The sequence below is a fragment of the Jiella flava genome, from assembly GCF_017349315.1.
Classification (GTDB): domain Bacteria; phylum Pseudomonadota; class Alphaproteobacteria; order Rhizobiales; family Rhizobiaceae; genus Jiella; species Jiella flava.
This window is the reverse complement of the sequence record NZ_JAFMPP010000023.1, coordinates 1-26,431: the sequence shown is the minus strand read 5'-3', so window position 1 is coordinate 26,431 and position 26,431 is coordinate 1. Positions and strand designations below refer to the sequence as shown.

Genomic DNA, 26,431 nt, shown 5'->3' with positions numbered 1-26,431 from the left:
TGTCGATCGCCAACTCTTCGAGCCAGTCGCTGCTGTCGCTGTTCCGCTAAGGGCAGAGCCGGGCCCGACCCGGCCGCAGAGAGACCCCAAACTGAAGGGCCGTCCGCAAGGGCGGCCCTTCGGCGTTTGTCCGGTCCGTCGTTTCCGACTTGGCCTATCCTGCGTCCTGCCACTCTTGTCGGGCGCTCGCACCACTCGGCCTGTCATCAAACACGTCCGCGCACCGTGCGTCCGATAGGACGCTCAAAAAGCGCATACTCTGATTGCGCCTCCGCATCGGGTCTGCCGAAATCCTTTCCGATGTTCGGACCGCTTCTGTCGCGCACCGCTTCGTCGGCCGAGCGGCCAACGTTCTGCCGGACCTCGACCCTTTCGCGATCGGTGCCCTGATCTCGCACCACCACCCGGAGAGACTCGATGATCGGCCGCTCGATGGCTCGCAGCCGCCGCGCCTCGATCGCGTCGATTTCGGCGCCTGTCAGGGTCAGCATGCCCGGCGAGGCGGGTGGCAGGTCGGCGCGGCCGCGGGCGCGGTGGAGCGGGCGGCCGCTGTGGCTCGGATAGTCGGGGCGGCGAAGAAAAGGGCGGTGGCGAGACCGAACAAGCAAGAAAAATGGGCCGAGATTTCCATGTCAATCGAAAACGTCAGGGCTCTGGATCGGCGTCATCATTGGGTCGGCATCGATCTCCCAGTCTTCTGACCAATTCCGGATTTCGTCATCGTCCAGTGTCGCCCACCAAATTTCGTTTCCATCGGCTTTTTCGATAAAAGAACACCACCATTCCGTTTCATTTGATTCTCTTATGTAAATCATTGATGCATCTAAAAATATAGATATGATTTTTTTGATATTATCAGGCTTTGAAATTAGAAACCAGAAATGCACCTCACCTCCGTCGTAATGGATTTGAGATGAAATCTGCAGCCAAAGTCCTTCTCCATGCGTGCGGAGCTTGGAAATGATTTCTTTGTGTTGTTCATCTGTTATTTTCATTTTGACTCCGGTGGTGATTTTCTCACCCATTCTTCAGATTCGGGATTGGGTGTGCAGCGGCTGCTCGTGAGCTTCTTCAGTGCTTTGCGAAGCCGGTTTTGCGCTTCCCGATAAGCTTTAACGTGCCCCGCCCAATCGCCCTTTCCTGTCGGGGCTGCGCCTTGTTTCATACCGAACGGGTCGACTTCCATTTCATGATATCGTTTTTGGACATTGGCGAGGGCGCGTGCGACATCGCGCTTGCGCTGGGTGCATTCAGAATCCTGTCCGCAATCGCCGACGCACTGTGTCGTGCTGGCGTTCGAATTGGCTTGGCCTTGCGCTTTGGCCTTTTCCTCGGCCTTTTTGGCGGCCATGCTCAGAATATAGAGCCCGATGGCGCTGCCGAGGCCGAAATCCTTGGGGTTGAGCATCGGGTTGACTTGATAGATGGGAACTTGCCTGTTCCCAACCGCGTCGTCATGCCAGCCATAAGGCTGGAAGCCGTCCAGATCGCTCATGGTGCGCTGTCCGCCGGTGCGGCCTCGCGCGCCTCGAGATCGGCGATCGCGGCAGCCATCAGCTGCTCGACGCGCTCGTTTGGCGCGGCGGCTCTTGCGGGTGAAGCCATGAACGCTTGCACCTTGGGCCGTTGTCCGACGCGCCCCGCGCTGATGAGCTGGAGGTAGTTCCAGCGGCAAAGGCTGGCCTCGCTGGTGACGCCGTAACGTATCGCTTCGTCGGTCCAGCAGCTGACGTCCTTCTCTACCGCAGCCGGCTCGCGACCGTTGATCTGATCAGGCGCCACTTCTCGAAGATACGCAAAAATTCGCCGCTTGATGGCTCGCACCCGCCGCGCCTCGATCGCGTCGATTTCGGCGCCTGTCAGGGTCAGCATGCCCGGCGGGGCGGGCGGCAGGTCGGCGCGGCGGCGGGCGCGGTGGAGCGGGCGGCCGCTGTGGCTCGGATAGTTTGGGGCGGCGAAGAAAAGGGCGGTTGCCGGGCCGAACAGGCGGGACAAATGAGCCGGGGTGAGGGCGGGGACGACCTGGGCGAGGACATTGCCGTCGCCATGGCGGAACAGCACGGCTTCGCCGCCGCCGGTCGCGGCATCGCCGCTGCCCACATCGGTCGCATCGGACGGGATGCGGACTTTGTTGAGGGTGCGAAGATGGCGGAAAAGGGCGGCGTCGGTGAGTTCGGGGCCGCCCTGCCAGATCACCAGATAGGGGGTCGGGCCGATTTCGGCGGCCAGGCGGTCGAGCCGGGCTGAAGCGTCTGCAAAAAAGGCGGCGGCGCCTTCAGCGTCGCTTGGCGCCTCCGGTTCGGGGGCGTTGTCCGGCAAGGCGCCGCCGCCGGTCGGATCGCCGGCTTCGAGCGCCTGTTTCATGCACGCGGCGAGCGCCGCCGCTTGGGCTTGGAGCGCCGCGTCGGAGAGATCGGCTTCATCGGCGGCGCCGGCGGTCGCCGCGTCTGTCGCCGTGCTTGGCGCTTCGTCCGCCGCCGCCGTGTCGGCGGTGAGGGGAGTGAGCCGATCACGGTAAGGATCGACGAGATAGGGGCCGGCGGCGATCAGCGCGCGGTCGGTGCCACGATAAAGCGGGCGGAAGAAAAGGCCGGCCTCCTCGATCAGCGCCGCCGCATCGGCAAATCCGGCGCCGTCGATCACCAGCCGCAAGCGGACGGCGGGATCTTCGATCATCCGCCGGGCTTCGCCGATCATCCGGGCGAAGGCGTCGGCGAAGTCGCGGTCGGCGCTTGCGGCCGCGCGATCGTCATGCGGCGCGTCGAAGGATGATGCGCGGGGGTCCCCCATCGCCGCGGTTTCCTCGTCTGACATCGCGCCTGCCGCCATCGCTGTCCCTGACCCTACCGCTCGACCTAGCCCTTGACGAAGGGCGTCGACGATCGGGCCATCGCCTTCTGGCAGACGGCGCGTCCGCCGGTTGGGCCGGCATCGCCGATGAAGACGTTGCTCGAGGCGCTGGCGGCCGTGCCGCCGCAATCGATGGCGTCGCCGAGCCGCCCGGCCTTGCGGCCGTTGACGAAGACCGAGCGGGAGCCTTCCGCCAGCGCCCGGCCGTGCGGCCCGGCATGGCCGGCGACGCAGGCGTGCGGCGCGTAGGAATCGCCGACCCGCATCAAGGGGCGGCCGTTCACGAAGACATTTTCGCTGCCGCCGGTGGCGGGCGAGGGCGGAAAATGGCAGCCATGGCCAGATCCGAGATCGCCGCGGCGGTGGGCTGCAGGCATCGCGTATCGCCTCCTTGGTTGGGCCCTCTGGCCGCACCGTCTCATCCGGAAAGACGTTAAGATGAATGTCAGTGAAGATGAATTTATGGGCGCTGGCGCGGGCGGCAAGTCCTGCGCCGCGCGGGACGATCGGCCCAAAAAGCGGCCTGCCTTTGCGTCGCGCCCGCAGCCTTGCTAATTCAGCCGGCACGAACAGGCCGTGCGAGTCGGGGATGTCCTTGAAACGATTGCGCGACGGCCAGCCATCATCGCCGCCGGCGCGTGTCCGGCGGCCGGACGGGGAGTCTTGCCGTGCCTGCCTATCGCTCTCGAACGACGACCCATGGCCGCAACATGGCCGGTGCCCGCGGCCTGTGGCGGGCGACGGGGATGAAGGATGGCGATTTCGGCAAGCCGATCATCGCCGTCGTCAATTCCTTCACCCAGTTCGTGCCCGGCCATGTGCATCTGAAGGATCTCGGCCAGCTGGTCGCCCGCGAGATCGAGGCGGCGGGGGGCGTCGCCAAGGAGTTCAACACCATCGCCGTCGACGACGGCATCGCCATGGGCCATGACGGCATGCTCTATTCGCTGCCGTCGCGCGAGATCATCGCCGACAGCGTCGAATATATGGTCAATGCGCATTGCGCCGATGCGATGGTGTGCATTTCCAATTGCGACAAGATCACCCCCGGCATGCTGATGGCGTCGTTGCGCCTCAACATTCCGGTGGTGTTCGTCTCCGGCGGGCCGATGGAGGCCGGCAAGGTGGTTTGGCCGGATCAGAGCGAGAAGAAGCTCGATCTCGTCGATGCCATGGTGGCGGCCGCCGACGACCGAATTTCCGACGAAGAGGTCGCCGTCATCGAGCGCTCGGCCTGCCCGACCTGCGGGTCCTGCTCGGGCATGTTCACCGCCAATTCGATGAACTGTCTGACCGAGGCTCTCGGCTTGGCGCTGCCCGGCAACGGCTCGACGCTCGCCACCCACGCCGATCGCAAGCGGCTGTTCATCGAGGCCGGGCATCTGATCGTCGATCTCGCCAAGCGCTGGTACGAGGAGGACGACGTGAGCGTCCTGCCGCGCGCGATCGCGACCCTTGCCGCCTTCGAAAACGCCATGACCCTCGACATCGCCATGGGCGGCTCGACCAACACCGTCCTGCATCTTCTGGCCGCCGCCGCCGAGGGCGAGGTCAACTTCACCATGGCCGATATCGACCGGCTGTCGCGCCGCGTCCCGGTGCTGTGCAAGGTCGCGCCCGCCGTCGCCAACGTCCATATGGAGGACGTCCACCACGCCGGCGGCATCTTTGGCATTTTGGGCGAGCTCGACCGCGCGGGCCTCATCAACACCGACACACCGACCGTCCACACCGTCTCGATGGGCGCGGCGCTGGAGCGCTGGGACGTCAGGCGCACCGACAGCCGCAGGGTGCACGCCTTCTTCACCGCTGCGCCGGGGGGCGTGCCGACGCAGGTCGCCTTCAGCCAGGAGCGCCGCTTCGGCGCCGTCGATCTCGACCGCGAAAAGGGCGTGATCCGCGATTCCGCGCACGCGTTTTCCAAGGATGGCGGCCTCGCCGTCCTTTACGGCAATCTTGCCGAGGACGGCTGTATCGTGAAGACGGCGGGCGTCGACGATTCGATCCTTACTTTTGCCGGCCCGGCGCGGATTTTCGAAAGTCAGGACGCGGCGGTCAAAAGCATCTTGAGCAACGAGATCGTCCCCGGCGACATCGTGCTGATCCGCTACGAGGGCCCGCGCGGCGGCCCGGGCATGCAGGAGATGCTCTATCCCACCAGCTATTTGAAGTCGAAGGGCCTCGGCAAGGCCTGTGCGCTGATCACCGACGGACGGTTTTCCGGCGGCTCGTCCGGCCTGTCGATCGGCCACGTCTCGCCGGAAGCGGCCGAGGGCGGGCTGATCGCGCTGGTCGAAGAGGGCGACCGGATCGAGATCGACATCCCCAACCGGCGCATTCACCTTGCCGTCGACGACGCCGAAATCGCCGCCCGCCGCACCGCCATGGAGGCCAAGGGCGAGGTCGCCTGGCACCCGAGCGAGCCCCGCCACCGCCAGGTCTCGACGGCGCTCAAAGCCTATGCGGCAATGACGACAAGCGCCGCCTATGGCGCCGTGCGCCGGCTGCGCTGAGGGGGTGATGACGAGCGACGCATGCGGCCGACCTAGAGGTGCGGGCGCGGTCATGAATCGGCCATGAACCGGATCTTCCGGCCGCCGCAGATCGTCATCCTCGCCGATCGGAGCGGCTAGAGCGCGGCAATCGCCAGGACCCCGTAGCCTCGAAGGGCAGGGCGGGGAGGTCTCAGGCGGCCGAAAGCTTGGCCATGACCGCGTCGTCGACCTCGAAATTGGCGTAGACGTTCTGGACGTCGTCGTCGTCGTCGAGATTGCCGATCAGCCGCAGGATGCTCTGGGCCTTTTCCTCGTCGACCGGGGTGCCGGTCTGCGGCTTCCAGATCGCCTTAACGCTCTCGGCCTCGCCGAGCGAAGCTTCCAGAGCGGTCGAGACCTCGTTCAGATCCTCGAAGGCGGTGATGATGGTGTGGCCGTTCTCGTCGGAGACGACGTCTTCGGCGCCGGCTTCGATCGCCGCTTCCATCACCTTTTCGGCATCGCCGGCCGTCGCCGGATAGACGATCTCGCCGACCTTGTCGAACATGAAGGCGACCGAGCCGGTTTCGCCAAGCGAGCCGCCGGACTTGGTGAAATAGGAGCGCACATTGGAGGCGGTGCGGTTGCGGTTATCGGTCAAAGCCTCGACGATGACGGCGACGCCGCCAGGACCGTAGCCTTCATAGCGGACTTCGTCGTAATTCTCGCCGTCGCCGCCCGCCGCCTTCTTGATCGCCCGCTCGATATTGTCCTTCGGCATCGACTGGGCCTTGGCGTTGTTGATCGCCAGGCGCAGGCGCGGGTTCATGTCGGGATCGGGTATGCCCGCCTTCGCTGCGACCGTGATCTCGCGGGCAAGCTTGGAGAAAAGCTTCGACCGGACCGCGTCCTGCCGGCCCTTGCGGTGCATGATGTTCTTAAACTGTGAATGACCGGCCATGCGGCACCTGCTCTCGAAATTCCGGATGAAAAGAGGTGGGGCTCCTATAAAAAATCTTCACGCAAAGGTCCAGAAAGCTTCGTGCAACCCGGCCGCGGCCATGGCGAGGGACGAAGGCGGTTGGCTACTGCCGGCTTCTGGGGTGAAGATAGGGGCGATAAAACACCGGGAAGAGATTGATGCCGTTTGCCCAAACCAACCTGCCGCCGCTGCCGCTGAACGGGGGCTGCCAGTGCGGGCAGGTGCGCTATGCGATCCACGCGATGCCGATCCTGTTCTATTTGTGCCATTGCAGCGCGTGCCAGACCCAGACCTCCAGCGCCTTCGGGGAAAGCTTGCGCTGTGATCCGGCAACGGTGACGGTGAGCGGAATGATGCGCACCACGCGGCGCATCGCCGAAAGCGGCACGGTGCGGCTCGGCGACTTCTGCCCCGATTGCGGGGTGCGCATCCAGCACCGTTCCGAGGGCGATCCGGGGCGGCTGAACATCAAGGCCGGCACGCTGGACGATGCGTCCTGGCTGATGCCGGCCGGCCACGTCTGGACCCGCTCGAAACAAGCCTTCGTGACGATCCCCGACGACGAGCTGCGCTACCTTGAGGGACCGGATGACGGCGCAGCGGCGATGACGGCGCGCTGGCGGGCGATGCTCGGCCTCGATCCTTGACGGGGTGCGGGCGGCGCGGCGCGGACGCGCCTTGCGGCCCGATCCGGATCGTTGCGACGGCGCGACGCCCTGCCGGACGAGAGGGGCTGGGTGTGTGGCCGGTTATGCCCGCCCCCGGCCGGGCCGTCAGATGGCGGCGGGGGGAGCCGCTTGACAACGCTCGGCGTCGAGTTCGGCGAGGCTTGCAAGCGCGCCGCGGACGATCTCCTCATGCACCTCCATCTCCTCCGCCGTCAGCGCCATGCGGTCGAAATCGGTCCATAAGATCCAGCGCGACAGGCTGCGGGTCTCGGCGCTTTGCTGCAGGAAGATGCGGATGTCGTGATGGCGCGGATCGGCGATGATCGCCGTCATCAGCGTCTCCAAAGCGTCGATCGGCCCTTCGAGAAGCTGGATGAAGCGGCTGAATTCGTGAATCAGGAGGCCGGTGACATCCAGCGCGGGGTTGCGTCGGCGCGCAGCGGCCGCGATCGCCGCGACGTCGGACGGAGCAAGCGTCGGGGCGGGCTTGGAGACATAGGCCAGTCGATAGAGCGTCATGGCGGCACGACCTTCTGTTGACGCACGGGGCGGCGACCGGCGCGAGGACAAACGCGCTGCGTCATAAAGATGCCGTCGCGCCGGCTGTAAAACCGGCCACGCGTTTGCGCATGCATCGCGGCTGATGCCGGCATACCTGTCGGCAGGAATGGCATGCCTGCCAAGCCGGCTGACGGCATTTCGTCTGCAATTTGGGTCAGTTTGGTGCGGCCGTCCATGCCGGCGTGGGAAAGCGCATTGCGTTTTGCGATCCCGACGGCGGACGGTGCTTTGATGGTCCGGTCGCAATAGTGTGAGCGATTTGGCCACGCCCGCGCCGCAGAAGCGGCACGGGATGAACAAAGTTTAATGGCTTGGTGCCGCAATCTGCCGGATTTTGGTCATGGTTCCTGACAATCAATCGGTATGTCCGAAGCGATGCGAGCGGGCCCTTGTCGCGTCCGCCCTTTGCGTTGCCATCACCATCCTTGCTGGGAGCGATCCATGATCCGCGTTCCTTCACTGCCTTCAGCGATCCTCTTCGCTGGGGGGCTGGTGCTGTGTGCCTCACCTGTCCTTGCCCAAGATCAGACCAACTCGACCAAGCCGACCGGGCTGTGGCTGACCACGGATTTTCCGGCGGTCACCGAACGGATCGGCGAAAAGCCGACCCTGCCGCTGACGCTGACCAATGCCGGCGAGCCGCCGCAGCGGGTGACGATCAGTCTCGACGGTTTGCCGAAGGGCTGGAGCGGCGAGGTCACCGGCGACGGCAAGCCGATCGGTGCCGCAATGGTCGATACCGATGCCAAGCAGCGACTCGAGCTGAAGCTGACCGAGCCGAAAGGCGCCAAGCCCGGCACCTATGATTTCACCATCAACGCCCATCCAGCGGGCGGCGCTGCGCTGACACTGCCGGTGTCGATCACGCTCGCCGCCGCGGCGCCGGACAAGGTCAAGATCGAGCCGAAATTGCCGGCGCTGCGCGGCACCCCGCGCTCGAGCTTCGATTATTCGCTGTCGATCTCCAACGACAGCCCGAATGAGGCGACCTACAATCTCCTCGCTCAGACGCCGCCGGGTTTCGTCGCCACCTTCAAGGAAGAATATGGCAGTCAGGAGCTGACCTCCATGCCGATCAAGGCCGGGGAGACGAAAACCGTCAAACTCTCGGTCAAGCCGCCGAAGGATGTGAAGGCGGGCCTTTATCCGGTAACGGTCGCGGCCTCCAACGGCGACGTGCATGGCCAGGCCCGGTTGGCGATGGACATCACCGGCCAGCCGAACGTGACGCTGTCCGGGCCGGGCGGCCGACTGTCCGGCAGCGCCGAAGCCGGCAAGGAGCAGACCTTCAATTTCACCGTCGGCAACACCGGCACCGCGCCGGCAGCCGCGGTCACCCTGTCGGCCAATACGCCGTCGGGCTGGAAGGCGAGCTTCGAGCCGAAGACCCTGGACGGGCTGTCGCCGGATGACGAGAAGCAGGTGGTGCTGCATCTGACGCCCAGCGACAAGGCGATCGCCGGCGACTACATGGTCTCGCTCGACGCCAACGGTCAGGGCACCTCCGACAGCGAACAGTTCCGCGTGACCGTGACCACCTCGACGCTGTGGGGCGCCGGCGGGCTGGCGATCATCGCCGCGGCCGTCGTCGTGCTCGGCTTCTCGGTCAACCGCTATGGACGCCGGTGATGGGCGAGGCGGTCATCGAGGCGAACGGCCTCACCAAGCGCTACGACCGTGCGATCGCGGTCGAGGGCCTGGATCTGACGATCGAGCGCGGTGAAGTGTTCGGTCTGCTCGGTCCCAACGGGGCCGGCAAGACCACCACCATCTTGTTGCTGCTCGGCCTGACCGAGCCGACCGCCGGCACGGTGCGGGTTCTCGGCTTCGACCCGCTACGCGATCCGCTGGCGGTCAAGCGGCGGGTCGGCTATCTGCCGGACGCCGTCGGCTTTTACGACACGATGACGGCGCGCGAGAACCTCTCCTACACCGCCCGCCTCGGCGGGATTGCGCGTGCCGAGGCGGCGATGAGGATCGACGACGCGCTGCAGCGGGTGCGCCTGGCGGACGTCGCCGAGCGACGGGTCGCGACATTCTCGCGCGGCATGCGCCAGCGGCTCGGCATCGCCGATCTTCTGGTCAAGGCCTGTGAGGTGGCGATTCTTGACGAGCCGACCTCGGGGCTTGATCCGCAATCGACCCAGGAGCTGCTCGATCTCATCGGCAAATTGTCGCGCGAGGGCATGACCATCGTCCTGTCCTCCCATCTTCTTGGCATGGTCCAGACCGTCTGCACCCGTGTTGCGTTGTTTCATCGCGGCAAGGTCGGGCTCGTCGGGCGGGTCAGCGATCTCGCGGCAAAGGTGCTGGGCGGCGCTTTTGTCGTCGAGATCGAGGCCGATGGCTGCGATATCGTCGCGGCGCTCGACGGGCTCGATGGGGTGACCCGGGCGACGGTCGCCGGCTCCGGGCTGGTGCGCATCGACGCGACCCGCGACGTGCGCGGCGACGTCGCCCGGCGCGTCGTTGCTTCGGGCGGCGATCTGAAGCGCCTATCGATGGATCGCTCCAGCCTTGACGAAGTCTATGTCAACTATTTTGAACAGGTGGCCCATGCGGCGTGAAGGTTCGCCCTTTACCGGGCTTTCGGCGGTCGCGATGAAGGAAGCGGCCGATCACATGACCAGCGCTCGCATGCATCTGGTGATGCTGCTGGTGATCCTCACTGCGATCGGCTCGATCTATGCGGCGATCGGCCAGATCAAATCGACGGTGGGGCAGGACGCGTTTCTGTTCCTGCATCTCTTCACCACCGCCCGTCAGCCCTTGCCCTCTTTCGTCGCGTTTCTCGGCTTTCTCTTACCGCTGATCGGCATCGCTCTCGGTTTCGACGCGGTGAACGGCGAGTACAGCCGGCGCACCATGAGCCGGATCCTGTCGCAGCCGATCTATCGCGATGCGCTGCTCGCCGGCAAATTCCTCGGCGGGTTGCTGGTGATCGGTATCTGCCTCGTCACCTTGTGGTTGCTGGTGACGGGGCTCGGCATCCTGACCCTCGGCCTGCCGCCGACCAGTGAGGAGATCCTGCGCGGCATCGCCTTCCTCGCCGCCTCGCTCGCCTATGCGGGTGTCTGGCTGGCGGTCTCGATGCTGTTCTCAACGCTGTTTCGGTCGCCCTCGACCTCGGCGCTGGCGGCGCTGACGCTGTGGCTGTTGTTCACCATCTTCTGGGGCATGCTGGCGCCGCTGGTTGCCGGGGCGATCGCGCCGGTCGATCCGTTCAACCCGATCACAGTGGTGCACCAGGCCGAATGGCAACAGGCGCTCGCCCGAATTTCGCCAAACACGCTCTACGGCGAGGCGACGACGGCGCTGCTCGATCCCTCCACCCGGTCGCTGGGGCTGATCTTCTTGAACCAGCTCCAGGGCGCGTTGATGGGCGCGCCGCTGCCGTTCGAGGCGAGCGCGCTGCTGATCTGGCCGCAATTGGCGGGCCTGATCGCGGCGATGGTGGTCGTTTACACCATCGCCTATGTCGCCTTTCAGCGACAAGAGATCCGCGCATGACCCTGACTTTGCCGCTGCCCCGAGGCTGGCGGCGGGGAAGTCAGGTCGTCGGGCGAGGGCGCGCGGCGGATGGGAGTCTGCCGCGCACCCTCGCTATCCATGGGTCCAAGTGCGCCCGACATACGTCCGACAGGACACCCGAGAATCGCACCCGCTGGTGGAAACGACGCGTCGTGCTTTGCCGAAAATCGCTTCCGATTTTCGGGCCGATGGGTCAGCACCAGGGACTGCCTTGTGGCGGTCGGCGCCTGGCCAGCTTTTCGTGTTTCAGGATTTGACCCGCGTCACGGCCATCGGGCAGGATGATATGCACGAGCCTGCGGCCCGACCGGTCGTAATCTGTGCCGCTCATCGTATAGCCGTTCTCCATCAGACCCAGCAGGCGGTGGATCGCCCGCTCGGCCATCAGGCTTTCATGCCGACATCCGGGAGCGGATTTCGACGGGGCGGCGGTGTCGATCAACTGCCACTCGATGTTACCTTCCCAACCGGTATCGCCATTGACGAGGCAGGTGTCGTGCTCACCCTCGTCGCAGGTGGTGAGAATGTTGTTGCGGAACGGCGTGGTTGTGGTGAAATTTCTGCTGAGATGGCCGCTGGTCCGAATTGGCGAATGCACCAATCGGGCCGCAGCGTTGTCGAAGACGCCCTGCTGCCGCATATGCCCGATTCCAAGGCTCGCGAGAAACACGGCGAAAACGAAGACCGCATCGCGCAGCAAGGTGCGCGGGATCCATTGTGACCGAAGTCGAGACAGATTGGGGCACAAGGCCGTCCAGCGGCTCGACGTGCGCTCCCTCATGAAATCCATCTTGCTCACCAACCCTGACAAATCTCGCGAGACGATCGTAAGAATCGACCGGTCGCGACCGCTGGCACTTCGTTTCTCGTGAATTTCGATGACAAGTTTCCACTTGCCCCTCGACATTTGCAGAGATCTGGATGGACGGCGCAGCGGCCCTTTCCTCCAGCCGGACAGGCGATACATGTTTATTGGCTGAAATTATGTCCGCCATAAATTAAATCAACGCTGATTCTGGTGCGGCCGTGAGGCTCCTGATCCTGGGCCTGGACGAGTTTTCGGAAGGGTATCCCGCGTGTCGATCGAACTGGTCGCCGGGTCGCTTGCTCCGTTCACCTTGGCGCTATCCGGCGTTGCGGCGATCGCTTCGCTTGAGGCGATGTCGGCGATCATCGGGCATTCGCTCAGCGGCCGGCTGCTGCAACCCGCCCGTCAGCTGATCGTCGGCGGAGCGCCGTGGGGTTGGGCGGGGACCGTTGCCGGCGCTTCCGAGACAGTGTCGGCGGCGGCTGTCCTCGCCCGCTCGGCGTCGAGGCGGCGCTTGCGCTTGGCGAGGATGTTGAGGCCCTCGACCAGCGCCGAGAAGGCCATGGCCGCGTAGATGTAGCCTTTCGGCACATGGAAGCCGAGACCGTCGGCGATCAGCGTCATACCGATCATCAACAGGAAGCCGAGGGCGAGCATGACGACGGTCGGGTTCGCCTCGATGAAGCGCGACAGCGGTCCCGATGCGACCAGCATCAGCACCACCGCGACGACGACGGCGACCACCATGATGCCGACCTCGTTGGTCATGCCGACGGCGGTGATGATCGAGTCGATCGAAAAGACCAGATCCAGCAGCAGGATCTGCAGGATCACCGCGCCCATCGTCACTGTCGCTGCGCGCGACACGATGGTGTCCTTGTGGTCCTCCGGGTCGACCGAATGATGGATCTCCTTCGTCGCCTTCCAGACCAGGAACAGGCCGCCGGCGATCAGGATCAGGTCACGCCAGGAAAAGCCGTGGCCGAACAGCTCGAAGATCGATGCAGTCAGCTGGACGATGAAGGCCACGGTCGACAATAGGCCGAGTCGCAGGATCAGAGCGAGGCCGATGCCGATCCGCCGGGCGGTGGCGCGGCGGTTTTCCGGCAGCTTGTTCGACAGGATCGAGATGAAGACGAGGTTGTCGATGCCGAGCACGATTTCCATCACCACCAGGGTGATCAGCGCCACATAAGCGGCGGGGTCGGCAAGAAAAGCGAACATGTCGGCCATCGGGGCTCCAGGGGCACGAGGTGGTCGACCGGAGGATCCGGGCGCAGCGGCTCTGAGCCGCCATGTCCCCCGGGCAAATGTGGCGCTGCGTCGGAAAGGCCAGAGTCCGCTGCCTTTACCAGAAGTCGGGCCGCTGCTCCTGAAGGCGCGGGCCGATGCGGAGCGCCGAGACCTTTTCGGCGAGGCCGGTGCGATCGGAGATCTCGACGGCCAGGCCGCAGATCGTCGCCGGCCCCTGGGCGGCCTCGAAGCGGCCGCGCGGCACCTTGGTGACGAAGCGGTTGATTGGCTCTTCCTTCTCCATGCCGAGGGAGGAATCGTAGTCACCGCACATGCCGGCGTCGGACTGGTAGGCGGTGCCGCCGGTGAGAATCTGGTGGTCGGCCGTCGGCACATGGGTGTGGGTGCCGACGATGACGCTGGCGCGGCCGTCGAGGAAATGCCCCATCGACTGCTTCTCGCTGGTCGCTTCGGCGTGAAAGTCGATGATGACGGCGTCGGCCTGTTCGCCGAGCGGGCAGGCGGAGACGAGATAGTCGGCGCAGGCGAAGGGGTCGTCGAGATCCGGCGCCATGAACACCCGGCCCATGATGTTAGCGACCAGCACGCGCGCGCCGTTCTTCGCCTCGAACAGCCCGCTGCCATTGCCGGGCGCGCCCTTGGGATAGTTCAGCGGCCGCAGGAAGCGCTCTTCGCGGGCGGCAAACTCCAACGCCTCACGCTGATCCCAGACATGGTTGCCGGTGGTCACCACGTCGGCGCCGGCACGCAGCGTCTCGTGAAAGATGTCTTCGGTGATGCCGAAGCCGCCAGCCGAATTCTCGCCGTTCACCACGACGAAATCCAGCCGATAGTCGCAGACGAGCCCGGGTAGGGCTGAAAAAACGGCGTTGCGGCCGGAGCGGCCGACCATGTCGCCAAGAAACAGGAATCTCATTGCGCGGCTTTGTCTTGCTTGGCGCGTTCGAGCTTTTCCAGCGCGCGGGCGACTGCCGGACGGGCGTCGACCCGTTCAAGCCAGGCGGTGAGGGCCGGAAGCTCGCCGGCGCCCGCCTCCTTGAGCTTCGGCAGGCCGGCGCGAATCCAGCCGACATTCATGATGTCGGCGATCGAATAGTCGCCGGCGAGAAAATCGCGGCCGGAAAGGCGCTGATCGAGCACGCCGAGCAGGCGGAACGCTTCGTTGCGGAAGCGCTCGATCGCGTAGGGGAGCTTGTCCGGCGCGCCCGTGCTGAAGTGAAACCACTGGCCGATCATCGGGCCAGTGCCACCGCTCTGGAAGAAGGTCCAGGACAGGGCCTGGCCACGGGCCGCCCCTTTTGCCGGCAGGAACCGGCCGGTCTTGTCGGCCAGATGCAGGAGGATCGCGCCGGATTCGAAGACGGTGACCGGCTCGTCGCCGTCATGATCGACGATCGCCGGGATCTTGCCATTCGGATTGATGGCGAGGTAGTCCGGCGTCTTCTGCTCACCTGCTGAAATGTCGATCATGTGGAGGCGGTATTCGAGGCCGCATTCCTCCAGCATGATCATCGGCTTTTCGCCGTTCGGCGTCTTCCAGGTATAAAAATCGATCATCGACCGTCCTCGCTTCGATCTGCCGCATGGCGGCGCTGGCTCCCCTTTAAACGGGCCGTGGACAAAGCGCAAAACCGGGTCGTCGCGATGCGATGGTCGGTGGAGCCCGCCGGTCTTCTGGGCAAACGCTCCGGTCGGGTATAAGCCGTGACCATGAAAAATCCTTGGTCCGGCTGCATCACCGCTGAGACCTTGGTGATCGGCGAGGACCTGGCCGACTTTGAGGCGGGGTGCCGAAGCGTATCAGGCGGCCGCAGCGACGATCGCCGATGATTTCGGCTGGTCCCGAAGGAGAGGGGGTAGAATGATCAGGCTCGAACGGTCCCGGCAGGCAGTGCGCCAGCCAAAGCTCGCGGTTGCGCTGGCGCTGTTTCTCGGCTTGGCCGGCTGTGCCGTGACGCCGGGCTCGGTCAATGTCGCGAGCACCCATCTCATTCCCGTCGACCGACAGGTGGCGTTGAGTTCGATCAACGCCTTTCGCGCCGCCTATGGAATGCCGGCGCTGCATTACAACGCGGTGCTGGAAAAGGCGGCCGAACGCCAGGCGCGGGCAATGGCCGCGCGCGGCAAGCTCTCCCACGACGTCGACGGCTCGCTGCCGGGCCGCATCGGCTATTTCGGCTACGACGCCAAGGCGGCCGCAGAGAACATCGGCTGGAACTATCGCTCGACGCCGGCGGTGATCGAGGGCTGGAAGAATTCGTCCGGACACCGCAAGAATCTGCTGAACCCGTTGGTGCGCGAGGCTGGCTTCGCAGCGGCCGTCGGTCCGGATGGCGAACCTTACTGGGCGCTGATTCTCGGCGCGGTCAGTCGCCCGAGCATCGGGATCTTCGGCCGCGACAAGCCGCGGCCCGGCGATTGAGGGCGGATCCGTGTCTCTGCTTCGGGCCGTCGTTAAGGGATGTTCAGGCCGGCCTCGGTGACGATGAGATCAAGCGGCACGTCATGGGGCTCGTGCGGCACGTGGTCGACCTTTTGGCACGCGAAGGCGACGCCGACGAGCAGCGGCTGGTGGCCGCGCGTGCGTAAATCGGTGATGGCGCGGTCGTAATAGCCCCGACCATAGCCAATGCGCCCGCCGGTAGCGTCGAAGGCGGCCAGCGGGATCAGCATCAGTTCCGGATCGAGGACGGCGCTGTCTGCGCCCGGCGCAGAGGTGCCAAAGCCTTGCGGCTCGAGGGGCGCGCCGCGGACCAACTCGCGAAATTGGAGGTCGCTCCCGACGATCGCCGGGACGCAGAGCCGCGCGCGCCGGTCGGCAAAGCCCATCATCAACGGTCGGATATCGATCTCGGAGCGAATCGGCAGGAAGCCCGAGACGACGGCCGGCGCGATGGTCAGATGGGCGAGGAGATGATCGGCGGCGGCGAGCGAGGCTTCGATCCGCTCGTCTACGTCCATGGCGTCGCGGCGGGCCAGAGCTTCGCCACGGATCTTGCTCTTGGTCCGGGACATATCCGCGCTCATGATCCACCGTCGAGGGGTTGTCGAAGCGCTACAGCATCTGCCTGAAAATCGGAATCGCTTTTCGGAAAGCAAGATGCGTAGATTCAGATTGAGAGCATCCTGTCTGCGTCCGATCGGACACAGGGCGCTCTGACGGCGCGATGCCGCTGATTTTGATGGGCGAGCCACCCGGCCGATGGAGAAGTCAATCCCGGGAACCTACACAGTAGGTGGGCGCCGTGTGCCCCAGCCCACGAGCCGAGGCAGGGACAGCTCCCTTCGGAATGACTAAGGCCCCGGGGATAAGTCACTCCTGTCGCACCGCGCAGCCCGCCTGACGAGAGATATAGGCCGGCGCGCCTCGCGGCGAAAGGGAGGGGTCAAGAAATTGCGTTTGCTCAGCCGAGCCGTTTTGCCGCGCGATCGCATCCACCCCGCAAATCGGAGTCGATTTTCGGCAAGCAGGATGCGTCGATTTAATGCCTTCGTGCGTCGTGTCGGCGACACGGCGCTCCAACGCAAAACGGGTGCGACCCGTCTGGATCGCGCCCGTTCGGAAGGACGGTTGGGACGGCTCCAGACTCAGCAGCCGGAGGCCGAGAGCATTGCGCTGTTGCCGTCGATCTTGTCGAGCTTGACCGAGCAGCCGTCGCCGGCGTCGATCGACTCGCCGCTCTTGACCTCCTTGCGGCCGCTGCCGACGACATAGAGCGTCGCGCCCTGATCGGTGACGGCGGAGACGAAGACCTTATGCTTGCCGAAGCTCTTGGTCTGGCCGGCGGTCAGGCCGCTTCCCGAGCCGCTGGAGTCGCTGCTGGATGCCGTATCGGAGGCCTTGGCCGCCGTTGCGTCGTCGCTTGTCTTGGCGCTGCTGTCATCTGCCGCCGGCTTTTCCATCGCCTTGCTCGACGATGCCGACGATGCCGACGATGCCGACGATTCGGCCGCGGACGCCGCGGCGGCCTTGGCCGTGTCGTTGGGGGTCGCCGCCTGGTCGTTGCCGCCGTCGCAACCCTTGGCCGTCAGTGCGACCTTGTCGTTCTTGATGGCGCCGACGCTGACGCTGCAGCCGTCGCCGAGATCGAGGCTGGAGCCGCTTTTGATGTCCTGACGAGCGTTGCCGCCAACCGGAAAGAGCGTGGCGCCGCCCTCGTCGATGCTCGACACGAACACCCGGTGCTTGCCGAAGATCGCGGTCTGGCCGGGGGCATAGCTGCCGTTGCCAGTCGGGATGCTGCCTGGCGCGCCTTCACCCGAGGAGGCGCTGGCGGCCTGGCTTTCGCTGGCGCCCTTCGCCGCCGATGTCGTGGCAGATTGTTCCGGCTTGGCTGCAGTGGCGGCGCCGCCGGACGCCTTGGCCTTGCTGGCTTCGCCGCTCTTGGCGGCTTCGCCCGCGCCCTCGCATCCCTTGGCCGAAAGCGTTGCGGTGTTGTTTTCGGTGCTGTCGAGGGTGATGCTGCACCCATTGCCGGCGTCGATGCTGGAGCCGGTCGCGACCTGTTCGCGCTTGCCGCCGACGATCATCAGCATGGCGCCGGACTCGTCGATACCAGAAACAAAGACTCGGGTCTTGCCGAAGGTCGCCACGCCGCCGACCGACACCGGGCCATTCTTGCCGCCCGACGTGGCCGTGCCGCTGCTCGTCGAGGATGCCTGTTCGCTGGCAGGCTCAGCCGCCTTGGCGCTGCCGCTCTCGGCCGCCGGCTCCTGTCCACCTTCGGACGTGGCCGCGCCCTTGGCCGACGCGTCTTTCGCCGCTTCACCCTCGCAGTCCTTCGACGACAGAAAGACGGCGCCGGAGGCAACGCCGGCGAGGGTCACCTGGCATCCTTCGCCGACGTCGACGCTTTCGCCGGCCTTCACGTCCTTGGCCTCACCGTTGCCGGCGGCGATCTTGGCCGAACCCTCGGCGACGCCGGACACCGAGACTGTGCTTGAACCGAAGATCGCCGACTGGCCGGGAACAAGGATCGCGCCGGTCGCACCGACCGACTTGACCAGCGCCGCGACATCGCCGCCGCCGGAGCTGGAGGCCGCCGCGCCGCCATTTGAGCCAAGGGCCGCAACGCTATCCTGCAACTTGGCGATTTCAGACTTCAGATCGGCGAGGCCCTGATCGGCCTTCGGCTGGGCCGCCTTGGCGATCGCGTCGGTCTTGGTCTCGACCGTCTTGCCGAGATTGTCGATGTCGGACTTCAGCCCGTTCAGCGCGTCAGTAACGCTCTTGTTGCTCGCGTCGAGCGTGGTTTTGACGCTGTCGGAGACCGACTGCACGTCGGTCTTCAAGCTGTCGACCGGTTGCTTCAAAGATGCAATCTGCTTGTCGACGTCCTTTTTGACGTCGCTGACATTGGGACCGAGCAGCCAGCCGAAAAATAGGCCGACAAGCGCTGCCACGACGATCGGAATGAATGTCGAACCGCCCATGCGTATTCCTCCCGGAAAGTGATCTGCAGGCCATGAGAGGAAGGGGGGCGGGAGCCGATGTCAACCTTCGGACCGTTCAAAGGAAGTTTTTTTCAGAGGCCCTTTCGGCGCCGCAATCGTGGCGGATCGTGGTCGGATTGCGCGCTCAACCTTGGCGCGCCCGGTGCTGGCAATCTCCACTTTCCGTAAGGTCGTATCGCTTCGGCGGCGACGTCTTGTCTTTGCCGCCGAAACGCGGGATGACAGGTGCGAAACTGGCTGCATCATGCTCTACAGCATCGGCCCGAAAATCAGAATCGATTTTCGGCAAGGCACGATGCGTCGATTCAAAGGGTGAGAGCGACCTTTCTGCGTCCGATAGGACGCATGCGGCGCGCGCGCTGATTGATGCTGTGAGGGAGGGGACAGGCAATGACGGCGGAGCTTTCGGTCAATCTCAACGCGGTCGCCATGCTACGCAATCGCCGCGATCTGCCCTGGCCGAGCGTCACCGGTCTTGGGCGAATTGCGCTTGCCGCTGGGGCCCATGGGCTGACGGTGCACCCGCGCCCGGACGAGCGCCACATCCGCTTTTCCGATCTGCCGGCGATCCGCGCGCTGATCGATGCCGAGTTTCCGACGGCCGAGTTCAACATCGAGGGCTATCCCTCGACGGAATTTCTGGCACTGGTCGCGGCCGCCAAGCCGGAACAGGTGACGCTGGTGCCCGACGATCCGTCACAGCCGACCTCCGATCACGGCTGGGATTTCGAGCGGCAGGGCGGCTTCCTGCGGCCGATCGTCGAACGGCTGAAAGAGCAGGGTGCGCGGGTGTCACTGTTTGCCGATGCCGATCCGGCGGCGATGCGGGCGGCGGCGGCCACGGGCTGCGACCGGGTTGAGCTTTATACCGGCCCCTATGGCGGCACCTATGACGATCCGGGCGCCGCCGGAGCGGAAATCGAGCGGCTCGGCGCGACCGCCGACGCGGCGCTCGAGCTTGGCATCGGTGTTAATGCCGGCCACGATCTGACCGTCGCCAATCTGCCGCCGCTGATCGTCCGCATTCCGCAACTGGCGGAGGTCTCGATCGGCCATGGCCTGACCGCCGACGCCCTCGAATACGGCATGGTGGAAACCGTGCGCCGGTTTCGCCGTGCCTGTGGCCAGTCCGTCTGAGCCATCACGCCACGCAACGGGCCCGCAGCCGAAGCCACGGGCGTTTCTTGCTGGGCGGTGAGACGGGCTCGGCCCTCAGCCGCGGGCTTTCAGCAGCTCCAGCAGCTCCAGCAGCGCCTCGGCGGCCGCCTCCGACGAGGCCGGATTCTGGCCGGTGACCAGCAGCCCGTCGCGGGTGACGTAGGAGCCCCAGTCGGGGCCCTTGGAATAGGCGCCGCCGTTCTCCTTCAGCATGTCCTCGACCAGGAACGGCACGATGGCGGTGAGGCCGACGCCGGCTTCCTCGCTGTTGGTAAAGCCGGTAACGGAGCGGCCGGCGACCAGTGGCTCGCCGGTCTTCGCCTTGGCGTTCTTCAACGCGCCCGGCGCGTGGCAGACGAGGCCGAGCGGCTTGTCCGCGGCGAGCGTCGCCTCGATGATCGCGATCGAGTCGGCGTCGTCGGCGAGATCCCACAGCGGGCCGTGGCCGCCCGGATAGAACACCGCGTCGAAGTCTTCCTCGACGACATTGGCCAGCATCCGCGTCGTCTTCAGCGCGGCCTGGGCTTCGGGATCGTGATCGAAGCGACGGGTGGCGTCGGTCTGGGCGTCGGGCGCGCCGCTTTTCGGGTCGAGCGGCGGCTCGCCGCCCTGTGGCGAGGCTAGGGTGATCTCGGCGCCGGCGTCCTTGAAGACGTAATAGGGCGCGGCGAATTCCTCCAGCCAGAAGCCGGTCTTTTGGCCGGTGTCACCAAGCTGATCGTGGGATGTGAGAACCATGAGGATCTTCATGGGATTGTCCTTTCGTGCGTGGGGGTGGCAGCGATGGCCGTCAGTCGGCGATCTTGACCACCAGCTTGCCGAAATTCTGGCCTTCAAGAAGGCCGATGAAGGCGTCCGGGGCGTTTTTCAGGCCCTCGACCACATCCTCGATGATCTTCACCTTGCCGGCCGCGACCCAGCTGCTCATGTCGCGCTGGAAATCGGCGAATTCGTCGCCGTAATGGTCGGAAATGATGAAGCCCTGCATGCGGATGCGCTGGCGCAAGAGCGTGCCGGCGAGGAGCGGCAGCCGGTCCGGGCCGTCCGGCAGCGATGTCGCGTTGTAGCTGGCGATCAGCCCGCAGACCGGCACCCGGGCGTGAACGTTCAAGAGCGGCAGCACCGCGTCGAAGACCTGGCCGCCGACATTTTCGAAATAGACGTCGATGCCATCCGGCACGGCCTTTTTCAGCTGCTCGGCGAAGTCGGCCGCCTTGCGGTCGAGACAGGCGTCGAAGCCGAAATCCTCGACCACGGTGCGGCATTTGTCGGGGCCGCCGGCAATGCCGATCACCCGCGCGCCCTTCAGCTTGGCGATCTGGCCGACGATCGAGCCGACCGGCCCGCTGGCGGCGGCGACCACCACCGTCTCATTCGGCTTCGGCTCGCCGATTTTGAGCAGACCATGCCAGGCGGTGAAGCCCGGCATGCCGAGGATCGACAGGGCGTAGGAGGGGTGATCGAGCCCGGCGGGCAGCTTGGCGAGATCCTTGGCCTCGACGACGGCGTAGTCCTGCCAGCCGCCAAAGGCGAGAACGGCGTCGCCCTCGGCAAAATTTTTATCCTTCGAGGCGACGACCCGGCCGACGGTGCCGGCGCCCATCACCGCGTCGATTGCGATCGGCTGGGCATAGGATTTGGCGTCGCTCATGCGACCACGCATGTAGGGATCGAGCGACAGGAACTGGTTGCGGACCAGAACCTCGCCCTCGCCGAGCGCCGGCGTTGCGACCGTCTCGAAGCGAAAATTCTCCGGCGTCGGCGCGCCTTTCGGGCGCGAGGCGAGCACGATGCGGCGGTTGTCGGTGGAGCGCATGGGATCGTCCTTCTTGAAATCGTTGTGATTAGACCGGTCGTCTTGATCGGCATTGTGGTTCGTTGCTTCGGTGCCCCGAGGGTCAGGTCAGGGTGGTTGGCCTTCGGCGCTTGAGGCGCCCGAGGCAGTCGGTGCCCCGGGGGCGTAATGTCCGTGGCGCCGAGGGCCCCAATGCGCAGAGGTTCAGGTGCTCAAGACCTGTTGCCTAAGGCCCTGCTGCGGTGGGTGGGCATTGCCTCAGACCTCGATCGGCACCGGCCTCTTAGGGCTGACCGCCAGGCGCCGGGCGGTCTCGGCAAGCGCCGTCTCCAACGGCGCGCGGCTGCGCGAGATTTTGGCGAGCAGGCTGGCGCCGAGCCACATCTGATAGAGCGCCGCCGCGGTTTCGCGGGGCGGCTGGTCCGGGGCGCCGCCACGGCCCGCCGTGCCGACACCGCCCGACCGTCCGATCGAGCCATCCGCGATGCCGGCTTCGATCGCCGCGGCGAGCCGGTCGACCACCTGATGGGTGCCTCGCTCCAGCGCGCCGCGCATCGCTTCGGAGAGATCCGACACCTCGGCGCCGAGTTTGACCGCCAGGCACCAGCCCTCCGGATCCTCGGCGCATTGCAGCTCGAGCCAGCGCCGCCAATAGATCATCAGCCGCTCGGCCCCGCTCACGTCGCGCCGCGCAAGCAGCGCGTCGAGGGCGGCAAAATACCGTTCGAAATAGGTCTCGATCAGCGCCACGCCGAATGCCTCCTTGGAGGCGAAATAGTGATAGAACGAGCCCTTCGGCACGCCGGCGGCGAGGAGGATCTCGTTCAGACCGACGGCCGAAAACCCGCGCCCGCCGACGATCGGTCGCGCCGCCTCCAAAATATGCCGCCGTGTCTCACCGCCGCCCTCGCGGCCCAAAATGGTCGTCGTCGTGTTCATAAGCCGGCATATGGGGACGATTAGACCGGTCGTCTAGAGGCGGGCGAGGCGCGTTTGTTCTGCTCGTTGAAAACGTGGAGCGACGGATTGGTGGTGATCGGACGCTTGCTGCGACCGGGCGATGCCGCTATCCTCGCCAAACGGGCCGACCCCAGGCCTCCCCCCTCCGATCGGGAAAGCATTCTTCATGCAGGGCGGATGACTATCGAACCACCTTTGTTCGAGCGTGCATGAGGAGGGATTGCGCAAAAGCTCGAATCAGGAGGTCTTCGATGAAACTTTCGATGCCGATTTACCGCTTGAAGCGTCAGGCGAGGCTTCTGGCTCGTGAGGCCAAAATTCCGCTCTCCGTGGCCCAAGACCGTATGGGGCGCGAAGCCAAGGCTATCAAAGCTGGAGCTTTTTGGCGCAGAACGTCGCCACGCAGCGACGCGGCGAGCGGGTTTTCGCGGCATTGTCGCCGGGTGATTTGCTGCTTCTCGCCGGCCGCCCCGGCCATGGCAAGACCCTTGTGGGCCTCGAACTCGCCATCGCTGCCGCGCGGTCCGGGCGTGACGCTTGGTTCTTCACTTTGGAGGAGACCGAAAGTGGCCTTTTGAACCGCATGCGGGCGCTCGCAATCGAACCTTCGAAGATCCCGAGCCGGTTCGGACTCGATACATCCGAGGCGATTTCGGCCAACTATGTCATGGATCGCTTGTCGAAAGCCGGGCCGAGGGCCGTTGCCGTCATCGATTATCTGCAGCTTCTCGATCAGCAGCGCAGCAAGCCGGAGCTTGACGTTCAGGTCAGAGCGCTCCGGCGTTTCGCGCACCGCTCTGACGTGATCATCGTGACGTTGTCTCAGGTCGACCGGGCCTTCGAAAAAGGCGGCCATGCGATGCCGACGCTGGCCGATGTGCGTCTTCCCAATCCCGTCGACCTTCGGCTGTTTTCGCGGACCTGCTTTCTTCATGGTGGCGAGATGCGGCTCGACAGGATGCCTCAAGTGCAAGCGATCGAAGGCGCACGTCCGATCGATTTTCCATGACCCCTTGCATTCTCCTTCCCGCCCCGCTACACGACCCGCCGTAACGTACGGTACGGTACTAATGGTTTTGAGCGAGACGATCTTTGCGGGCGAGGGTGTCAGCGGCGCGCCGGTCGACGGGGCGGGGGCGGAGCCGACGCTGCGCCAGCAGGCGGTGCTCGATGCGGCGCTCGCCCTGATCGTCGATCCGAAGGCGACGCTGACCATGTCGAGCGTGGCGCGGGCGGCGTCCTGCTCGAAGGAATCGCTCTATAAATGGTTCGGCGATCGCGACGGGCTTTTGACCGCGACGGTGCAGTGGCAGGCGGCACGGGTGCGCGGCGTGCCCTTGTCCGGCGGCGCCTTCGATCGCGAGCGCCTCGTCGAGAGCCTGGAGCGCTTTGCCGCCGACTGGCTGACGGTTCTGACCGGCGACACCTCGGTGGCGCTGAATCGGCTGGCGGTCGGCGAGGCGGCGGGCGCCGGCGGCGGCCGTAATCTCGGCCGGATCGTCCTCGAAAACGGCCCCGTCGCCATGGGGCGGCGGCTGACGCCGGTCTTGGAGCTCGGCCTCAAGGCCGGGCTGATCGCCTTTGCCGACGCCGGTGAAGCGTTCCGCGACTTTTTCGGCCTGGTCGTGCGCGACGTGCAGATCCGGCTGCTTCTCGGCGACAGGCTTCAGCTTGCGCCCTCCGATATCCGCGCCGACGCCTCGCGCGCCACGCGGCATTTCCTGGCCCTTTACGGGGTCGACGAACGGCCCGAGCGGCCATCCAACGCAAGCAAAGGGAAGGAATGACCATGCGCGTTTATTACGATCGCGACGCCGATCTCAACCTCATCAAGGGCAAGAAGGTCGCCGTCATCGGCTATGGCTCGCAAGGGCGCGCCCATGCGCTGAACCTGAAGGATTCGGGTGTGCCCGACATCGCCATCGCGCTGCGCGCCGGCTCGGCGACCGCCAAGAAGGCCGAGGCCGACGGCTTCAAGGTGATGAGCGTCGCCGAGGCGGCCGCCTGGGCCGACCTGATGATGATGGCCACCCCGGACGAGCTGCAGGCCGGCATCTATACCAATGAGATCGCCCCGAACATCAAGGACGGCGCGGCGATCGCCTTTGCCCACGGCCTCAACGTCCATTTCGGCCTGATCGAGCCGAAGAAGACCGTCGACGTTCTGATGATCGCGCCGAAGGGCCCGGGCCACACGGTGCGCTCGGAATATCAGCGCGGCGGCGGTGTCCCCTGCCTCGTCGCCGTCCATCAGGACGCATCGGGCAACGCTCTCGATCTCGGCCTGTCATATGCATCGGGCGTCGGCGGCGGCCGCTCGGGCATCATCGAGACGACCTTCCAGGAAGAGTGCGAGACCGATCTCTTCGGCGAGCAGGTGGTGCTGTGCGGCGGCCTGGTCGAATTGATCCGGGCCGGCTTCGAGACCCTGGTCGAGGGCGGCTATGCCCCGGAAATGGCCTATTTCGAGTGCCTTCACGAGGTGAAGCTGATCGTCGACCTGATCTATGAAGGCGGCATCGCCAACATGAACTACTCGATCTCCAACACCGCCGAGTGGGGCGAATATGTCTCCGGCCCGCGGATCATCACCGCCGAGACCAAGGCCGAGATGAAGCGGGTTCTCGCCGACATCCAGACTGGCCGCTTCACCTCGGAATGGATGCAGGAGTGGCACTCCGGCGCCGCCCGCTTCAAGGGCATCCGCCGCAACAACGACAAGCATCAGATCGAGGAAGTCGGCGAAAAGCTGCGCGGCATGATGCCGTGGATCAAGGCCAACGCCCTGGTCGACAAAGAGCGGAACTAATCGGACCGGCCGCGCCTGCGGCCTGATCGACGGCTTATTGTCGTTTGCCCGTCCTCGCGGCGTTGCCGCCGCGGGCGGGCGGGAGTCCAAGCGATCATCCCATTGAAAAAGCGTCGGCCGCGTTTTCGGTCGGCGCCATTTTGTGTGTCGCCGCAGCTTCAGTCAGCGTGATCGGCGTGGCGCCAAGGCCGCGATCGCCGTTTTTTTGTGTCAATTGGTCAATATTCATGGAATTGAAACTTCGTCTTGCGATGTTTTTCTCTGCATGGAACGGTCCGGAGGCATGCGATGACCACGACATCTGCGGATTTTGACGGTGGCGAACGCCGCGCCGCGCCGCGCATGCGTGTTTTGAAGCGCGCCAAGGTGATCTTCAACAACGGTTATTCCACCTTCGACTGTATCGTGCGCAATATCTCGGCGACCGGCGCGCTGCTGACCATCGACGACAGTGTTCACCTGCCGAAGGAATTTCGCATCCGAATCGGCGAAGAGCAGAGCACCCGGCTCGCTGAGCTGGTCTATCGCCGCTCGATGTTTGCCGGCATCCGTTTTGTCGACGCCGCCAAAAGTCAGACCGCGCAGCCTGCGGTCCCGGCCGTGGCCGGCCCATCTATCGCGCCGGGCATTCGCCGGATCGTCCCCGAGACCTTGCCACAGGCCGTCACCATGCGATTCGCCTGGTATCGCTGATCGGCCCGATCGGGTCCGAGGTCTTCGCCCGTCCTGCCGCAGCGCGATCGGTCAACGGCCCATCAAGCCGCCGTCGTGACACACGCGACGCTAGAGCGTCGGGCGATTAATCAGCGACATATCCTGCGGTCTTGAAATAATTCCAGCATTCGTCGGGCTCGAAGAGGTCGCAGATATCGCCGAGGGCTCGCCAGAGGTCGTCGGTGGTCCGGGCTTTGCCTTTCGCAGAAGGGTTTTGAGCTTGGAGAAAGCCATTTCGATGGGATTGAGGTCGGGCGAGTATTTCGGCAAGAGCAGGCGCCAGGCTCCCCGTTCGGCGAGCGCCTTGGCCGCCCGGGGGCTCTTGTGGACATTGAGATTGTCCATGATCACCACGTCACCGGGCGAAAGACACGGCGCCAGTTGCGTGCACACGTAGAGATCGAACGCCTCGC

The 26,431-nt window shown here is 65.1% G+C and carries 28 protein-coding genes, 1 other RNA gene and 1 pseudogene; 11 read left to right on the top strand and 19 right to left on the bottom strand.

Going from position 1 to position 26,431, the window contains the following annotated elements:
- Nucleotides 1–206: 206 nt before the first annotated feature.
- From J1C48_RS18180 to J1C48_RS18160, 5 genes are all read right to left on the bottom strand, one after another.
- Nucleotides 207–491 (bottom strand): hypothetical protein, encoded by a 285-nt coding sequence (locus tag J1C48_RS18180; protein WP_207259424.1) that lies wholly within the window; start codon nt 489–491, stop codon nt 207–209.
- A gap of 141 nt (nt 492–632) precedes the next feature.
- Nucleotides 633–1,025 carry a hypothetical protein gene (locus J1C48_RS18175; protein ID WP_207259423.1) on the bottom strand — a complete coding sequence of 131 codons (393 nt, stop codon included), beginning with the start codon at nt 1,023–1,025 and terminating at the stop codon, nt 633–635.
- Complete coding sequence (locus J1C48_RS18170) at nt 992–1,495, bottom strand: hypothetical protein (RefSeq protein WP_207259422.1); 504 nt, start codon at nt 1,493–1,495, stop codon at nt 992–994. Before J1C48_RS18170 ends, J1C48_RS18175 begins: the two co-directional genes overlap by 34 nt.
- Nucleotides 1,492–2,790, bottom strand: a complete 1,299-nt coding sequence (locus J1C48_RS18165; RefSeq protein ID WP_207259421.1) for a hypothetical protein — start codon at nt 2,788–2,790, stop codon at nt 1,492–1,494. The genes J1C48_RS18170 and J1C48_RS18165 overlap by 4 nt, the downstream gene beginning before the upstream one ends.
- Nucleotides 2,791–2,855: 65 nt before the next feature.
- A complete protein-coding gene (locus tag J1C48_RS18160; protein WP_207259420.1) occupies nt 2,856–3,227 on the bottom strand; it encodes a PAAR domain-containing protein in 372 nt (123 codons plus the stop codon).
- Nucleotides 3,228–3,518: 291 nt separating this feature from the next.
- Between J1C48_RS18160 and ilvD the strand changes: the two genes are divergently transcribed.
- Nucleotides 3,519–5,363, top strand: a complete 1,845-nt coding sequence (ilvD, locus tag J1C48_RS18155) for a dihydroxy-acid dehydratase (RefSeq protein ID WP_207259419.1) — start codon at nt 3,519–3,521, stop codon at nt 5,361–5,363.
- A 172-nt stretch (nt 5,364–5,535) separates the two neighbouring features.
- On the opposite strand, the gene J1C48_RS18150 is transcribed toward ilvD, so the two are convergent.
- Complete coding sequence (locus tag J1C48_RS18150) at nt 5,536–6,285, bottom strand: YebC/PmpR family DNA-binding transcriptional regulator (protein ID WP_207259418.1); 750 nt, start codon at nt 6,283–6,285, stop codon at nt 5,536–5,538.
- A gap of 179 nt (nt 6,286–6,464) precedes the next feature.
- Here J1C48_RS18150 and J1C48_RS18145 point away from each other — a divergent pair, with 179 nt between their 5' ends.
- Nucleotides 6,465–6,953 carry a GFA family protein gene (locus J1C48_RS18145; protein WP_207259417.1) on the top strand — a complete coding sequence of 163 codons (489 nt, stop codon included), beginning with the start codon at nt 6,465–6,467 and terminating at the stop codon, nt 6,951–6,953.
- A gap of 126 nt (nt 6,954–7,079) precedes the next feature.
- On the opposite strand, the gene J1C48_RS18140 is transcribed toward J1C48_RS18145, so the two are convergent.
- Nucleotides 7,080–7,493, bottom strand: a complete 414-nt coding sequence (locus J1C48_RS18140; RefSeq protein WP_207259416.1) for a BLUF domain-containing protein — start codon at nt 7,491–7,493, stop codon at nt 7,080–7,082.
- A gap of 483 nt (nt 7,494–7,976) precedes the next feature.
- Here J1C48_RS18140 and J1C48_RS18135 point away from each other — a divergent pair, with 483 nt between their 5' ends.
- Genes J1C48_RS18135 through J1C48_RS18125 form a run of 3 tightly spaced genes read left to right on the top strand, consistent with a single transcriptional unit; the run spans nt 7,977 to nt 11,045 of the window.
- Nucleotides 7,977–9,164, top strand: coding sequence for an NEW3 domain-containing protein (locus J1C48_RS18135; protein WP_207259415.1), 1,188 nt, complete (start codon nt 7,977–7,979; stop codon nt 9,162–9,164).
- Entirely contained in the window at nt 9,164–10,102 is a 939-nt protein-coding gene (locus J1C48_RS18130; RefSeq protein ID WP_207259414.1) for an ABC transporter ATP-binding protein, read from the top strand. Before J1C48_RS18135 ends, J1C48_RS18130 begins: the two co-directional genes overlap by 1 nt.
- Nucleotides 10,092–11,045: an ABC transporter permease gene (locus J1C48_RS18125; RefSeq protein ID WP_207259413.1), complete on the top strand. Its 954-nt coding sequence runs from the start codon at nt 10,092–10,094 to the stop codon at nt 11,043–11,045. The genes J1C48_RS18130 and J1C48_RS18125 overlap by 11 nt, the downstream gene beginning before the upstream one ends.
- A gap of 214 nt (nt 11,046–11,259) precedes the next feature.
- Here the strand turns inward: J1C48_RS18125 and J1C48_RS18120 are convergent, their stop codons facing one another.
- From J1C48_RS18120 to J1C48_RS18105, 4 genes are all read right to left on the bottom strand, one after another.
- Nucleotides 11,260–12,033 carry a hypothetical protein gene (locus tag J1C48_RS18120; protein ID WP_207259412.1) on the bottom strand — a complete coding sequence of 258 codons (774 nt, stop codon included), beginning with the start codon at nt 12,031–12,033 and terminating at the stop codon, nt 11,260–11,262.
- A gap of 246 nt (nt 12,034–12,279) precedes the next feature.
- Nucleotides 12,280–13,107: a TerC family protein gene (locus tag J1C48_RS18115; protein ID WP_207259411.1), complete on the bottom strand. Its 828-nt coding sequence runs from the start codon at nt 13,105–13,107 to the stop codon at nt 12,280–12,282.
- A gap of 115 nt (nt 13,108–13,222) precedes the next feature.
- Nucleotides 13,223–14,044: a TIGR00282 family metallophosphoesterase gene (locus tag J1C48_RS18110; RefSeq protein WP_207259410.1), complete on the bottom strand. Its 822-nt coding sequence runs from the start codon at nt 14,042–14,044 to the stop codon at nt 13,223–13,225.
- Nucleotides 14,041–14,685: a glutathione S-transferase N-terminal domain-containing protein gene (locus tag J1C48_RS18105; protein ID WP_207259409.1), complete on the bottom strand. Its 645-nt coding sequence runs from the start codon at nt 14,683–14,685 to the stop codon at nt 14,041–14,043. Before J1C48_RS18105 ends, J1C48_RS18110 begins: the two co-directional genes overlap by 4 nt.
- Nucleotides 14,686–14,989: 304 nt before the next feature.
- Here J1C48_RS18105 and J1C48_RS18100 point away from each other — a divergent pair, with 304 nt between their 5' ends.
- Nucleotides 14,990–15,550, top strand: a complete 561-nt coding sequence (locus J1C48_RS18100) for a CAP domain-containing protein (protein ID WP_207259408.1) — start codon at nt 14,990–14,992, stop codon at nt 15,548–15,550.
- 32 nt (nt 15,551–15,582) lie between these two features.
- On the opposite strand, the gene J1C48_RS18095 is transcribed toward J1C48_RS18100, so the two are convergent.
- The 3 genes from J1C48_RS18095 to J1C48_RS18085 form a co-directional block, all read right to left on the bottom strand.
- The gene (locus J1C48_RS18095) at nt 15,583–16,155 is read right to left on the bottom strand and encodes a 5-formyltetrahydrofolate cyclo-ligase (protein WP_207259407.1); all 573 of its coding nucleotides are present in this window, start codon (nt 16,153–16,155) and stop codon (nt 15,583–15,585) included.
- Nucleotides 16,156–16,312: 157 nt separating this feature from the next.
- A non-coding RNA gene (ssrS, locus tag J1C48_RS18090) (6S RNA) lies at nt 16,313–16,469 on the bottom strand.
- Nucleotides 16,470–16,716: 247 nt separating this feature from the next.
- Nucleotides 16,717–18,561 carry a hypothetical protein gene (locus J1C48_RS18085; protein WP_207259406.1) on the bottom strand — a complete coding sequence of 615 codons (1,845 nt, stop codon included), beginning with the start codon at nt 18,559–18,561 and terminating at the stop codon, nt 16,717–16,719.
- Between the two features lie 411 nt (nt 18,562–18,972).
- Here J1C48_RS18085 and J1C48_RS18080 point away from each other — a divergent pair, with 411 nt between their 5' ends.
- Nucleotides 18,973–19,719, top strand: a complete 747-nt coding sequence (locus J1C48_RS18080; protein ID WP_207259405.1) for a pyridoxine 5'-phosphate synthase — start codon at nt 18,973–18,975, stop codon at nt 19,717–19,719.
- A 75-nt stretch (nt 19,720–19,794) separates the two neighbouring features.
- On the opposite strand, the gene J1C48_RS18075 is transcribed toward J1C48_RS18080, so the two are convergent.
- The 3 genes from J1C48_RS18075 to J1C48_RS18065 all read right to left on the bottom strand — a co-directional run bounded on the left by J1C48_RS18075 (nt 19,795) and on the right by J1C48_RS18065 (nt 22,474).
- Nucleotides 19,795–20,490, bottom strand: a complete 696-nt coding sequence (locus J1C48_RS18075) for a type 1 glutamine amidotransferase domain-containing protein (RefSeq protein WP_207259404.1) — start codon at nt 20,488–20,490, stop codon at nt 19,795–19,797.
- 40 nt (nt 20,491–20,530) lie between these two features.
- Nucleotides 20,531–21,556 (bottom strand): NADP-dependent oxidoreductase, encoded by a 1,026-nt coding sequence (locus tag J1C48_RS18070; RefSeq protein WP_207259403.1) that lies wholly within the window; start codon nt 21,554–21,556, stop codon nt 20,531–20,533.
- 237 nt (nt 21,557–21,793) lie between these two features.
- A complete protein-coding gene (locus J1C48_RS18065; protein ID WP_207259402.1) occupies nt 21,794–22,474 on the bottom strand; it encodes a TetR/AcrR family transcriptional regulator in 681 nt (226 codons plus the stop codon).
- A gap of 403 nt (nt 22,475–22,877) precedes the next feature.
- Between J1C48_RS18065 and J1C48_RS18060 the strand changes: the two genes are divergently transcribed.
- The 3 genes from J1C48_RS18060 (at nt 22,878) to ilvC (ending at nt 25,304) form a co-directional block, all read left to right on the top strand.
- Nucleotides 22,878–23,504, top strand: a complete 627-nt coding sequence (locus J1C48_RS18060; RefSeq protein WP_231081890.1) for a DNA helicase — start codon at nt 22,878–22,880, stop codon at nt 23,502–23,504.
- 79 nt (nt 23,505–23,583) lie between these two features.
- Entirely contained in the window at nt 23,584–24,282 is a 699-nt protein-coding gene (locus J1C48_RS18055) for a TetR/AcrR family transcriptional regulator (protein ID WP_425523523.1), read from the top strand.
- A 2-nt stretch (nt 24,283–24,284) separates the two neighbouring features.
- Nucleotides 24,285–25,304 carry a ketol-acid reductoisomerase gene (gene ilvC / locus J1C48_RS18050; protein ID WP_231081891.1) on the top strand — a complete coding sequence of 340 codons (1,020 nt, stop codon included), beginning with the start codon at nt 24,285–24,287 and terminating at the stop codon, nt 25,302–25,304.
- 94 nt (nt 25,305–25,398) lie between these two features.
- Here the strand turns inward: ilvC and J1C48_RS19135 are convergent, their stop codons facing one another.
- The gene (locus tag J1C48_RS19135; protein ID WP_255679447.1) at nt 25,399–25,533 is read right to left on the bottom strand and encodes a hypothetical protein; all 135 of its coding nucleotides are present in this window, start codon (nt 25,531–25,533) and stop codon (nt 25,399–25,401) included.
- A 59-nt stretch (nt 25,534–25,592) separates the two neighbouring features.
- Here J1C48_RS19135 and J1C48_RS18045 point away from each other — a divergent pair, with 59 nt between their 5' ends.
- On the top strand, nt 25,593–25,997 hold the full coding sequence (locus J1C48_RS18045; RefSeq protein WP_207259399.1) for a PilZ domain-containing protein: 405 nt from the start codon (nt 25,593–25,595) through the stop codon (nt 25,995–25,997).
- Between the two features lie 106 nt (nt 25,998–26,103).
- On the opposite strand, the pseudogene J1C48_RS18040 reads toward J1C48_RS18045, so the two are convergent.
- A pseudogene (locus J1C48_RS18040) lies at nt 26,104–26,431 on the bottom strand (transposase); the annotation flags it as partial.